At 61.1% G+C, this 12,930-nt stretch carries 10 protein-coding genes; 7 read left to right on the forward strand and 3 right to left on the reverse strand.

What is annotated here, in order from left to right; genetic code table 11:
- Positions 1–334: 334 nt before the first annotated feature.
- Positions 335–1,909, reverse strand: coding sequence for a lipopolysaccharide biosynthesis protein (locus AAA138_RS09635; protein ID WP_349090640.1), 1,575 nt, complete (start codon positions 1,907–1,909; stop codon positions 335–337).
- A 178-nt stretch (positions 1,910–2,087) separates the two neighbouring features.
- Between AAA138_RS09635 and AAA138_RS09640 the strand changes: the two genes are divergently transcribed.
- The 6 genes from AAA138_RS09640 (at position 2,088) to AAA138_RS09665 (ending at position 8,546) form a co-directional block, all read left to right on the forward strand.
- The gene (locus AAA138_RS09640; protein ID WP_349090641.1) at positions 2,088–3,659 is read left to right on the forward strand and encodes an L-lactate permease; all 1,572 of its coding nucleotides are present in this window, start codon (positions 2,088–2,090) and stop codon (positions 3,657–3,659) included.
- Between the two features lie 278 nt (positions 3,660–3,937).
- On the forward strand, positions 3,938–5,608 hold the full coding sequence (gene pckA / locus AAA138_RS09645; protein WP_349090642.1) for a phosphoenolpyruvate carboxykinase (ATP): 1,671 nt from the start codon (positions 3,938–3,940) through the stop codon (positions 5,606–5,608).
- 225 nt (positions 5,609–5,833) lie between these two features.
- Positions 5,834–6,553: a phenylalanine--tRNA ligase beta subunit-related protein gene (locus AAA138_RS09650; protein WP_349090643.1), complete on the forward strand. Its 720-nt coding sequence runs from the start codon at positions 5,834–5,836 to the stop codon at positions 6,551–6,553.
- Between the two features lie 169 nt (positions 6,554–6,722).
- Positions 6,723–7,172 (forward strand): MarR family transcriptional regulator, encoded by a 450-nt coding sequence (locus AAA138_RS09655; protein WP_217751042.1) that lies wholly within the window; start codon positions 6,723–6,725, stop codon positions 7,170–7,172.
- Positions 7,173–7,291: 119 nt separating this feature from the next.
- Positions 7,292–8,146, forward strand: coding sequence for a DegV family protein (locus tag AAA138_RS09660; protein WP_349090644.1), 855 nt, complete (start codon positions 7,292–7,294; stop codon positions 8,144–8,146).
- Between the two features lie 76 nt (positions 8,147–8,222).
- Positions 8,223–8,546 (forward strand): MGMT family protein, encoded by a 324-nt coding sequence (locus tag AAA138_RS09665; RefSeq protein WP_349090645.1) that lies wholly within the window; start codon positions 8,223–8,225, stop codon positions 8,544–8,546.
- 336 nt (positions 8,547–8,882) lie between these two features.
- On the opposite strand, the gene trpS is transcribed toward AAA138_RS09665, so the two are convergent.
- Together trpS and AAA138_RS09675 are read right to left on the reverse strand one after the other, a co-directional pair.
- Positions 8,883–9,932: a tryptophan--tRNA ligase gene (gene trpS / locus AAA138_RS09670; protein WP_089572045.1), complete on the reverse strand. Its 1,050-nt coding sequence runs from the start codon at positions 9,930–9,932 to the stop codon at positions 8,883–8,885.
- Positions 9,933–10,092: 160 nt separating this feature from the next.
- Positions 10,093–11,292 (reverse strand): MraY family glycosyltransferase, encoded by a 1,200-nt coding sequence (locus AAA138_RS09675; protein WP_349090646.1) that lies wholly within the window; start codon positions 11,290–11,292, stop codon positions 10,093–10,095.
- 534 nt (positions 11,293–11,826) lie between these two features.
- Between AAA138_RS09675 and AAA138_RS09680 the strand changes: the two genes are divergently transcribed.
- Positions 11,827–12,765, forward strand: coding sequence for a radical SAM protein (locus AAA138_RS09680; protein ID WP_349090647.1), 939 nt, complete (start codon positions 11,827–11,829; stop codon positions 12,763–12,765).
- Positions 12,766–12,930: the final 165 nt, after the last annotated feature.

Below are 12,930 nucleotides of genomic sequence, written 5' to 3' on the forward strand. Positions count from 1 at the left end.
TGAAGTTGAGGACCAGGTCTTCGGCGTTCATGCTGCCCCCATCATCGCGGTCTACAGGGCTAACGATATGGCACCGTGGGGACACATGTATGTCAATCCTGGTCTAACAGAGCCTTAAATAATCATTTGGCTGCCCGCTGGCTAAGGGAGTAGACTTTTTTGGAAATGCCGAGCACCCAACATATTTGCCTCAATAAAACCGCTGGTCACGGACTTGTGCTTTGTCGGTGTGGTCCGGGATTCGGTAAAAGTCTACTCACTTAGTTTTGCGTGTCCGCAACGAGACTCCAGCCGGGGTGATTCCACCGCAAATTAGCTTCTCCCATCGCCGCAATTAGGCGCCGTACGGATTCCGGTCCCTCTCTATGCGTTGGCGGATGTGGGCGTACTCGATGATCAGTAGCACCAGGAGCAGGGCCATGATGGCTAGGTAGCTCACCACAGCGCCCATCAGACCCAGCAGCTTAATCAGGATCACCGGCACCACCACGCTTACGGCGAAGCAGATCAGGTAGATCTTGGTGACGTCGCCGGCGTGGCGCAACACCGTGATGATGGCGTAGATAAAGTCGATTGCCGCGGTGATGCCGCCGGCGACAACCATTAGCAGTGCCAACGTGCGGTAGCGCTCAAAGTTAAGGCCGTACATAAAGCTCATGATGGGGATGCCGGGGCCTGCCATAAATGCGGCGCACGCTCCGGTAATGACCACGATCAGTGCCATAACGGCAATAATAATCAGGTCAAAGCGGCGACGCTTACGCGGATTCGCCCAAATGCTCGACAGACGCAGGAGCTGCGGTTTATAGATAAATCCGATGCTCAGCAAAATAGCCTGCGCCGGAAAGAACAGGGCATTAAAGTACAGCTGATACTTGTAGGCCAGCGTACCTTCCATCACAAACTTGGGCATGCTCTCGATAAGGTTGAACAGGAACAGCGCGCCAAAGAGCGGGGCGCACTGGATAAACAGGTGGCCGACCTCGCGCAGACTCATGCGGCGTGATTTTTCGGTTTCGAGCAGGGCGAGCGGGGCGGTGACCAGCACGAGCGAGGCGATGGCGGTGACACCCATGGCCATGGCCGCGATGGGCATGCTGCGTGTGAGGAACAGTGCCACGCTAAAGACCACGATGACGCCGGCGGAACGCAGCGTTTGGCTCATGCCGGCCAAATAGAGCTTGTCGGCCTGCTGCAGGCGGCCCTCGTACACGTCGGCGATGCCGTCGATCACCTTATACAGGTAGACGCCCAGGCCGATCGTGGCCATCTGTGCATCGTAGCCGCGGGCGCTGCTGTATACCAGGCCGCATGCCAGCGCGAGCGCTCCGCAAATCCAGCGGTTGAGCTGGTAGGAGGCGAAGGAGGTTTTTTCGTCGATGTCTGAGACCTGAAAGTTGCGCACGCCGTAGTTGCACGCGATCATGATGAGCGTGCCGGTGACAAAGGCGATGGAGAACTTGCCGGCCTCCTCGGCGCCTACGAGCTGCGTCGACACAATGGTGAGCAGCGGAAACGCCATGCCCCATACGGCGGTGCCCAGGGTATTCCAGAGATAGTCGCGGCGGGTGGCGTGATCTTCGTACTCGGCTTCTTGCGTGGAGAAGCCGCCGCCGTAGACGGCTCCGAGTAGGCGGTTCCACCAGGCATTGGCCATGCGGTGGATGGGGCCGGGTTGGCGATCGCGCTCGCGGCGACGGCGTGCGGCCTGGCTGCTGTCGGGGCCGCCGGCGTTACGCTGGCTTAGCTCTTGGATGCGCGCGAGCTCCTCGGCGGTGTGCGATGCGGGGAACAGGCCGTTCTCGATGCGTCCGCCCTGTCCGTGCGCCCCGCCCGATACGGTGGGGTCGGCGAATCCATTGCGGCGGGCGATGGCGCGGCGGATGCTATCGAGGGGCGTGATGCTCAAGGCGATTCCTTTCTCTTGCTGCGCTCTAGTATAGTCGCGGTGGCGTCCATTCGTGTTTTTGAACAGGTTGTTCAATAATTTCGGCGGGCGGCTGTAATTTGTCGGTAAACGTGCGGTATCCTGTTGAAGTTTTGTGACCCCCCGATGCCGCTTGCGCGGTACCAAGGAGTTTTTACCCATGGATGTCGCTGCGTTTTTGCTGGCTCTTGTGCCGATCATCTGGCTCGTCGTGATGCTGCTGTGCTTTAAATGGCCGGCTTGGAAGGCCGCCATTGGCTCGTTCGCCCTTTCGTGCGTGCTCGCCTTTGCGTGGTGGCATTTGCCCGCGGCGCAGATAGCCACGGCCTCGCTCGAGGGCTTTTTGATGGCCCTGTGGCCCATCGTGCTCGTAATTATCGCCGCGGTGTTCACGTATAACCTGTGTGTGCGCACGGGCGCCATGGACGTGATCGGCAGTATGATCACTTCCATCAGCAGCGATCGTCGTCTGCTGGCGCTGCTCGTGGCTTGGTGCTTCGGCGGTTTTATGGAGGGCATGGCCGGCTTTGGTACCGCTGTTGCCATTCCCGCCGGCATGCTCGCGGGCCTTGGTTTTGAGGCAGTGCCTGCCGTGCTCATTTGCCTGCTGGCCAACGGCGTGCCCACGCCCTACGGCTCCATCGGCATCCCCACAGTGTCCGTTGCCGACCTGGTGGGTCTGGATTCCCTGCATCTGGCGACCGTTCAGCTGGTGCAGCTCGCGCCCTTCTTTGTGGTGATGCCGCTGCTTATTGTGCTGGTTGCGGGTCGTGTTGCCGATGACCAGGGCAATGTTGCAAGCGTTGCCGAGCGTCTGCACGGCGTTGCCGGCGTGGCACTGCTTTCCGGTGTGTCCTTTGTCGGTGCGGCCCTGGTCGTTGCCATGTTTGTGGGTCCCGAGCTTGCCGTAGTCGTGGGTTCCATCGTGTCACTTGCGCTGACTGCCGTGCTCGCCATGCGTGCCGAGAAGTCGGGGCATTTGGACGCGCGCTTTCATATGAATATCGATTCCGGCGAACAGCTCACCGTTAAATCGGCGCTTTCGGCCTGGTCGTGCTTCATCCTAATTTTTGTGCTGCTGTTGGGTACCTCCAACCTGGTGCCCGTCGTGCACGCCGCGCTCGCGCCGTTTGCGAGCCACGTGCAGGTGTATTGCGGCGAGAACCCCGGTGCGCTTACGTTTTCGTGGATCAACACGCCGGGTGTTTGGATTTTCCTGGCCGCGTTTGTCGGCGGCGCGATTCAGGGCGCTTCGCCGCGTCTGATGGGCGAGGTACTGGCCGCGACCGTCAAGCAGATGATGCCGACGGTCATTACCATGCTTTCGGTGCTGGGCTGCGCCAAGGTGATGGGCTATGCGGGCATGATTTCTTCGATTAGCGCGTTCTGCATCGTCGTCGCCGGTGGTCTGTACCCGATTCTGGCCCCGTGGATCGGTGCCGTCGGTGCGTTCGTGACCGGTTCGGGCACGTCCTCGGGCATGCTGTTTGGTCCCATCCAGAGCCAGGCGGCTACGGCGCTGGGCGTGAGTGACTACTGGATGGTCGCGCTGAACGCCTTGGGGGTCGCCGCCGGTAAGATGATCTCGCCACAGACCCTCGCCATCGGTCTTGCCGCCGTTCACGTGCGCGGTAAGGATGCCGAGCTCCTGGGCGCAGTGCTGCCCTACGCCGCCGGCATGCTGGTCCTCATGAGCGCCATCGCCATGCTCGGCCAAGGCTTGCCGCTGTAGTCGGCACTTGGGGACATTACTTATGTGCCGGCACTTTAGGAACGTCCCTAAGTGCCGGCATCTGGGGACACTCCTTGGCTGTTGCCTGTTCAAGAGTGTCCCCAACAACTAGTCGTTTAAGAACGTCCCCAATGACTAGGCCGCTTGCGTGCGATTTTTGACCGTTGGGCGGGCGCTTCGCCGTTGCCGCAAAAACGTTTTTGCATATCGGGTACAACGGGCTTTACGTGAGTAAAGTGTGCGCCGCGTCCACGTGTCGCGCTTTTAAAGGAGGCCCCATGCCCGGTGTTACCCCCGCAGAAGTTCTGTCCAACTTTGGCATCACGCTGGTCGAAGATCCCGCCGAGAACCAGCCCCGCCTGCTGGTTGACCTGCCGGCAGCCGAGCTCGTCGAGCATGCGATTCGCCGCAACGAAGGCCGTATGGCCTCCAACGGTGCACTCGTGATCGAGACGGGGGAGCGTACCGGACGTTCGCCCAACGACCGCTTTATCGTCGACACGCCCGACGTGCACGACAAGATTGCCTGGGGTGCCGTCAACCGCCCGCTGTCCGTCGAAAGCTACGAGGTCATCAAAGCCGGCATCGTCGACTATCTCAACGAGCGCGATGTGTTCGTCACTCGCGGCATGGCCGGCGCCGATCGCAACCACACGCGCCGACTGCTTGTCGCCTGCGAGCGTGCCAGCCAGGCACTCTTCATTAAGCAGATGCTCGCCCGCCCGCTCGCCCGCGAAATCGCGCGCACCGGCGAGCCGGACTTCTGCGTGCTCGCCGCGCCGGGCTACCAGTGCGATCCCGCCATCAAGGGCCTCAACTCCAGCGCCGCCGTGGTCATCAACTTCCAGGAGCGCGTGATTTTGGTCGCGGGCACCGGCTACTCCGGCGAGATCAAAAAGTCCATCTTCAGCGTCATGAATTACCTGCTGCCCGTCGAGGACGACGTACTGCCCATGCATTGCTCGGCCAGCATGGATCCCGTCACGCACGAGACCGCTGTGTTCTTTGGCCTGTCGGGCACGGGCAAGACCACGCTTTCGGCCAACCCCACGCGTCTGCTGATTGGCGACGACGAGCACGGCTGGTCCGACATGGGCATCTTTAACGTCGAGGGCGGCTGCTACGCCAAGTGCGAGGGCCTGGACGCGTTCCACGAGCCCGAGATCTTCAACGCCGTCCGCTTTGGCGCCATCTGCGAAAACGTGGTGCTCGACGAGAATCGCAAGCCCAACTACGACGACGTCTCGATCACGCACAACACGCGCGTGGCCTACCCCGTCGAGCATATCCCCAACGCGTGGACCAAGGGCATGGGCACCACTCCGAGCGTCGTGCTGTTTTTGACCTGCGACGCCTTTGGCGTGTTGCCGCCCATCTCGCGCCTGACGGTCGATGCCGCCATGTACCACTTTGTGACGGGCTTTACGGCCAAGATCCCCGGCACCGAGGTCGGTGTCACCGAGCCCACGCCCACGTTTTCCTCGCTGTTTGGCGAGCCGTTTATGCCGCTCGACCCCATGGTCTACGCTAAGATGCTCGGCGAGCGTATCGCCGACGGCCGCACGCGCGTCTATCTGGTCAACACCGGCTGGATTGGCGGCGGCTACGGCGTGGGCCATCGCATCGAGCTGGCCTACACGCGCTCACTGGTCGCTCGCGCCCTCGACGGTACCATCGAGGACAGCGAGTTTGTGCACGACGATATCTTTAATGTCGACATTCCCACTACGTGCTACGGTGTGCCCGACGGCATCCTGGTGCCGCGCCAGTACTGGCAGAGCACCGCGCGCTACGACGAGGCAGCGCACAACCTGGCCGTGATGTTCGAGGAGAACTTCGAGAAGAAGTACTCGCACCTGCCCGAGTCCGTCAAGGCCGCCGGCCCGCACGCCCAGGTGCCCGCCGAGGCCCGTCATCGCGGCCGCGGCCTGCTGGGACTCCGCCACTAGCGTCGCCTTGGACCCAAAACCACCACAAAGGGGACAGGCACCTTTGTGGTGGTTTTGCTTGGGCGGATGACTCAGGTTACAATACGCCTGTCATATCGCCCCCTTCTCCGGATGGGGGCAGCGCAAGCGCTCTTGTGGCGGCACCGTAGGACTTTGAAGGTGGCCGCTGTGAGGGCGCTTTTTGTTTGGGCGCCCGTATTGGCGCGAATCGTGAAGGGAGCACGTATGAAGAGTTTCGTTGCCGAGAATTCGTTTTGGGAGCTGTTTCCACAGGCGGCGGTCGGCGTCGTGGTCGTAAAGGGCATGAAGCCCGCGGCTCTGATTCCCCAGGAGGACGTGGATGCGATTGCCGCACTGCTTGACCGCGCCAACATCGATGCAGAGCGCCACCTGACGAGTGATACCATCAGCGAGAATGCGCCGGTTAAGGCATGGCGCGAGGCCTATCGTCTGTTCAAGACCAAGAAGGGCGCGCGTTGCTCGATCGAGAACCTGCTCAAGCGCGTGCTCAAAGGCAAGCCGGTCGGCCACATCACGCCGGCGGTGGATATCTACAACACGATTTCGTTGACTTATGCGCTGCCCGTTGGCGGTGAGGACTTGCATGCTATTGAAGGAAGTCTGCGCCTGGCGGTGACTGACGGCGGCGACGCGTTCTTGCCACTTGGCGAGGAGGCGGATGATCCGACGCTGCCCGGTGAGCTTGCCTATATCGATGACGCGGGCGCCGTGTGCCGTTGCTGGAACTGGCGCGATGGCGTTCGTACGGCGCTGTCCGACGATTCGGCCGACGCGTTCCTGGCGATTGAGTGCGTGGAGCCCGAGCGGATGGGGGATTGCCAGGCCGCCATCGATCGCTTGGCCGAGCTGCTTGAGCGCTATCTGGGAGCGACGGTTGTCGTTAAGACGCTTGTAACCCGCGACAATCCCTGCGTGGAGCTGTAGCGGCGCCTAGAATCCATTGATGTTCCAAACCACCACAAAGGTGCCTGTCCCCTTTGTGGTGGTTTTTATGTTGATGAGTTAACGAATAGGATGTTTGGGTATGGGTGTTGCCCTATGCGGCTAAGATGTTTACCCGTTAGCATCATGTAAGCGAAAGGCGGTCGTCACCATGCAGTGGAACGACGAGACACGTTTTGAGGACTTTGTCGGACTGATCAGCGGCCTCTACAAGGAGATTCAGCGTATCAAGACGTCCGAAGGTGCAAGGCTGGGCCTCAAAGGCTCCGACGTCATGTGCCTGTACTATCTTGAGCGCAGCAAGGACGGCCTGACTGGCGCCGACCTCGCCCGCATGGCCGGCGTTACCCGTGCCGCCGTTTCGCGCACACTGGCACATCTGGAGGAGGGCGGCTACGTCGAGGTCGACGACTCGGGCGATGCTGCCGTCAAGTACCGTGCCCCGGTGCGCCTGACTGCCCTGGGCGGCGAGAGCATGAGCGAGGCCGATCGCATCATTCGCGAAGTGCTCGACACCACCGGTAAGGCCATGGGCGTGGAACAGCGCGAGCAGATGTACGCGTCGCTGCGCACGATTCTCAACACCTTGCGCGAGATCTAAGGCCGCCAAGGCATTTGCTTCCAATTAACAACTGCATAGTCCCGTTTGAGCGCGTATACCGTGCCGGGGCATTGCTGTCAAAATTCCCCGCGCGAGGTCCGCGCAAGAAAGGATTCGCTATGTCCATTCGTATTATTACCGATTCCGCGAGCGATATGACGCCGGCTGAGCACCCCGCTCTGCGTGTTCTGCCGCTGTCCGTCACCTTTGGCACCGATGTGTATATGGATGGCGTCGACATCGATCACCAGCGCTTTTACGAGATGCTCGTGGAGCGCGATGAGCTGCCCAAGACTGGTCAGGTCAACCCGTATGCCTTTTCACAGGCGATTGCCGAAGCGCGTGAGGCCGGCGACGAGGCTGTGATTATTACCGTGGGCGCCAAGCTTTCGGGCACCAACCAGAGTGCCCGTACCGCACTTGCCGAGGCACCGGGCGGCGACGTGTATGTGGTGGATAGCAACAACGTCACCCTGGGCGAGCGCGTGCTGGTCGAGTATGCGCTGCGCTTGGTGGACGAGGGCCGTAGTGCGGCCCAGATTGCGGCGGCGGTCGAGGCCGTGCGCGACCGTGTGGTGGTTATCGGCCTGCTCGAGACGCTGGAGTACCTGGTGCGCGGAGGCCGTCTGTCTGCTGCGGCCGGCGCCGTGGGTACGCTGCTCAACGTGAAGCCGGTCGTGGCCGCCGAGGACGGCCTCATCGTGCAGTTGGGCAAGGCGCGCGGTTCCAAAAACGGTCGAAACCTGTTGAACCAGAAGGTCGAGCAGGCGGGCGGCGTCGACTTCTCCATGCCGCTGGCGCTCGGCTATACGGGTCTTTCGGATGCGGTGCTTAAGAAGTATATCGAAGACAGTGCTGCGCTGTGGGCTGGCCACACCGAGGGCGAGCTGCCCGTCCACACCATCGGCGCCACCATCGGCACCCACGTAGGCCCCGGCGCCGTAGCCGTAGCCTTCTTCCAGCCCGCCAACTAGCTTTCCGGTCAAAACCACCACAGAGGGGACAGGCACCTTTGTGGTGGTTTATGCTGGTTTCGGTTGAAAGGAGCGCATGTTGGCGTCTGAGGGCTTTTTTGAGCGGGTGTACGAGGTGGTCGAGCAGATTCCCGAGGGGATGGTCGCCACGTACGGCCAGGTGGCGCTGCTCGCCGGTCGTCCACGAAGTGCGCGGTACGTGGGGTATGCGCTGCACAGCAATCCGCGCTCCGGCGAGATTCCCTGTCATCGCGTGGTGTTTGCCGATGGCCGTATTTGCGAGGGCTTTGCGTTTGGCGGTCCCGATGCTCAACGTGAGCTTTTGCTAGGGGAGGGTGTGGCGTTTAAGGACGACATGCACGTCGACTTGGTCACCTGCCGCTGGCCAGCAGGGCTCTAGCGGCCCTACCGTGGCCAAAACCACCACAAAGGTGCCTGTCCCCTTTGTGGTGGTTTTCCGTTTCAGGTTTACCGGGGCTAACTTATGGAGACGATGTGTTGGCGTATATTCTCGCCAGAAAGTAAACCACGGTGAACTATATTGGTTTCAGCAACGGAGTAGGCAATAGGCGATGAAAAAGCCTGCCCTGTTGAGTTTGATTCGCATTCCTCCCCTCTGTGCGATTCAACGGTGTACTTCGGGAACAGGCCCGCTGGCAACTAACTGCCAGCGGGCCTGTTCCTGTTTCGGGGAGAAATTTAATCTCACCGTCTATGTTGTGCGAAAGCGCTTTGCCTAGTACACCATGCCCATGGCGTCTTGAACCTCGGCCAGGGTCTGCTCAGCGATCTCGTTGGCGCGGCGATTGCCCTCGTGCAGCACGTCCTTGACGTAATCCAGGTCGTTTTCGTAGCGCTGGCGACGCTCACGGATCGGGGCGAAGTACTCGTTGACGGCCTCGGTCACGTACTTCTTGAGCTGGCCGGAGCCGCCCATGCCGATCTCCTCGGCAATCTCGACCTCGGAACGACCGGTGCAGATGGCGGCCGTCGAAAGCAGACCGGATACGCCGGGGCGGTTCTCGGGATCGAACGTGATCATGCGCTCGGAGTCGGTCTGGCTCTTCTTGATGCGCTTGGCCGTCTCCTCGGCGGTCATCGAAATATTGATGGCGTTGCCGTAGCTCTTGCTCATCTTGCGACCGTCAAGGCCGGGCAGCAGCGGGGTCTCGGACAGAAGCGCGTCGACCTCGGGGAACACCTTGCCGTAACGGTTGTTAAAGCGGCGTGCGATGGTGCGGGTGAGCTCGATGTGCGGCAGCTGGTCGCGACCGACGGGCACCACATTGCCCTTGCAGAACAGGATATCGCAGGCCTGGTGCACCGGGTAGGTGAGCAGAAGGCCGGTGAGCTCGTGGCCCGAGGCCTCCATCTCGGCCTTAACCGTGGGGTTGCGCGCCAGCTCGGCCTCGGAGACCAGCGACAGGAACGGCAGCATGAGCTGGTTGGCGGCGGGCACGGCGGAGTGCGCGTAGATCATAGTCTTGTCGGGGTCGATGCCGCAGGCAAGGTAGTCCATGACCATGTTGTACACGTTGTCCTGGATGTGCTCGGTGGTGTCGCGGTCGGTGATGACCTGGTAGTCTGCGATGAGCACGTTGGTCTTGGCGCCCATGTTCTGCAGCTCCACGCGGCCCTTGAGGGTGCCAAAGTAGTGGCCCAGGTGCAAGCGTCCGGTGGGGCGGTCGCCGGTAAGCATGGTGAACTTCTCGGGCGTCTTGGCCAGACCCTCGCGAATGGCGTTGCTCTTTTGCAGCGCGACTTCGTAGCTGTTCTCGTTTGGCATGATTGCTCCTAACGTATGCGTATTGGTCAAAATGATAACGCGTTTATCGAAAGGGGTGGGGCGTAAGTAGGCGAGGGGCGGGAGAGGGGCGGCTTGTGCGATGGGTGCGGCGCGGCTGCGCTTGGCCAGCGTTGCCTGGGCGCATCCTCGGCAGCTTATCCTAGAGCTTGTGGTGGCGCTCTTCTTTACGTTCCTCGGCTGCTTGCTCCTCCTGCTTAAAAGCGGGGTCGTCGGGGGTTACCAGCTCGTCCTCGTGTGTGCGCTTGTTGTAATGGTGGCGCAGGACGGGCTCAAAAAGGTGCAGGTGCTTGGCGAAGGCGGCCGAGCCAATGGCGAGCACGACAAAGATGAGCACGCGCGTGGGCACCTCGACCTGATTGATCGCGGCGGCGCCGGCCGAAAGCATGATGCACCAGGCGTAGATGAGCAGCACGGCCTGCTTTTGGTTGTAGCCCTCTTGGATCAGGCGGTGGTGGATGTGGCCCTTGTCGGCCTGTCCGATGCTAATGTGGGCGCGCTTGCGGCGCACGATGGCGCTGAACGTGTCTATGATGGGCACGCCTGCCACGATGAGCGGGATGATGAGCGAGGTGAGCGCGGCGGTGCGGCTCACGTTGAGCAGCGAGATGGAGCCCAAAGCGAAGCCCAGCAGCAGCGACCCCGAGTCGCCCAAGAAGATGCTCGCGGGGTTGAAGTTGTAATGCAGAAAAGCCACGCACGAGCCAAAGAGCGCGATGGAGAGCGCGGCGGCGTCGATGCGGCCCGAAAGCATGGCCATCGTGAACATGGTGAACGACGCGATGCCGCAAATGCCCGTGGCCAGGCCGTCGAGGCCGTCGATAAGGTTGATGATGTTGGTGAACGCCACCAGGTAGACAATGGTGATGGGGTAGGCGAGCCAGCCAAGCATGATCTCGCCGGGGGCAAACGGGTTGATGATGACGCCGATTTTTAAGCCGCCGATGCAGGCGATGAGCGCGGCGAGCACCTGGCCGGCCAGCTTTTGCTTGGGCTTGAGCTGGAAGACATCATCGATCGCGCCTGTCGCAAAGATCACGGTAAAGGAGAGTGCCAGCACGGGGTAGCTGATGTGAAGGCGCGGGTGCGGTACCAAAACGGGCGGCCAGCCCAGGTACCAGGTGCCCAGGATCTGCACGATGCAGGCAACGACGAGGCCCAAAAAGACCGCGGTGCCGCCCATGCGTGGGATGGGCTTGGTGTTAATGCGGCGCTTTGAGGGATAGTCGACGGCGTCGAGCTTGATTGCCAGGCGCTTGACCAGGGGCACCGTGAGAAATGTCGTGATAAAGGCAGCGGCCGCCACGCATAAGTACGGTATGAAGCTCGTGGATGAAGCCATGAATCGAAAACCGCCAAGCGTCGAAGGAAAAGGTCAAAGGGCGCTACGCGCAAAAGGGCATAGCTGACCCATGATACTCGACCGAGGGGGTGCGGGGGTTTGTGCCGTGCGATTATCACGCGCTTACCAGATATTGGGATGTTGGCGGGGTTCTGCCGAGTGCCGTTGGGTGTCATACGGGATCTGCGATGCCAATTTTTGGGCAAAATCGGCAAAAGAAAACCACCCCCCACGTTACGAAAATGAACCCACCTAAAACAGGTGGGTGCCCTCATCGACTGTTCCAGCGTCCTTAACAACGAAGGATACCTGTACTAAGTACGACTGTGTGGGCTCCCTAAATAAACGCGACGGTTCACCCAGTTGCTCCGCGGGGGGCGGAATACCTACATCATAAAGCGGCACTTTGTTGATTCCAGTCTTGACATTACAAAAATCGTGTCGGACGATTACGGCGCCTTGGGCTTGGAGCCGTCTGCGCGGTCCGGGCCTTTACGTTTGAGCTGCTGAATCGTTGTTTTGGAGCATGTTTTTATGCCGACGTCGTTGACCGAACTTTTTTCGCCCGCCTGCCATTTGTGTCCACGCCGTTGCGGCGCGGCACGCGACGAGGGCGCGCGTGGCGTGTGCGGCGCCGACGACACGCTTAAGGTCGCCCGCGCGGCGCTCCATATGTGGGAGGAGCCGCCTATCTCGGGCGAGGCCGGCTCGGGCACGATCTTCTTTAGCGGCTGTTCGCTTAAATGTGTCTACTGCCAAAACCACGAGATCTCGACGGGCAATTTCGGTCTTGAGATTTCGCCCGAGCGCTTGGTCGAGATTATGCTGGAGCTGCAGGACCAGGGCGCCAACAACATCAACCTGGTGACTGCGACGCATTATGCTCACCTGCTGCCGGCCGCGATTGCCGCAGCGCGGGAGCGCGGGCTGGACATCCCGATCGTCTACAACACGAGCGGCTATGAGCGGGCGAGTGCCGTGGCGGCGCTCGGTGATCTGGTCGACGTGTGGCTTACCGACTTTAAGTATGCCGATGCCGGGCTTGCGCAGTCGCTCTCTCATATTCAGGACTACCCGCGTGTGGCCGTGTCGGGCCTGGCACAGATGGCGCGCGAGATTGAGCGCCGCGGGGGAGAGCTGGTGGACGAGGACGGGCTCATGAAGCGCGGCATGATCGTGCGTCATCTGGTGCTGCCGGGTCATGCGGACGATTCGTGCCGCGTGCTGGACCTGGTGTGGCAGACGGTGGGCGACGTGCCGATTTCGGTCATGAACCAGTACACCCCCAATGCGCTCATGCGCGAGCAAGGCGGCGAGTTGGCACGCGCCGTGACGCGCGAGGAGTACGAGCAGGTGCTCGATCATGCCGACGACCTGGGCTTTACGACGATGTTCTGGCAAGAAGGCGGAGCGGTAGACGAGAGCTTTACCCCGGCGTTCGACACCACCGGTGTTCTCACTAGTGCAAAGTAGCGCGTTCGCCGATGATTTTTCTGGGACGGGGATTAAAAAAGGCTCTGTTAGACCAGGATTGACATGCCGGCCTGCCGGCTATCTCGCCGTCTCCCCGTCGGGCGCCGGCGTCCTGACCCTCATCTCGAACGGCATCCCGCCCTCTCGGACGAGCGCCCTGAGGAA

It is taken from the genome of Collinsella sp. CLA-JM-H32B (assembly GCF_040098065.1).
Taxonomy (GTDB): domain Bacteria; phylum Actinomycetota; class Coriobacteriia; order Coriobacteriales; family Coriobacteriaceae; genus Collinsella.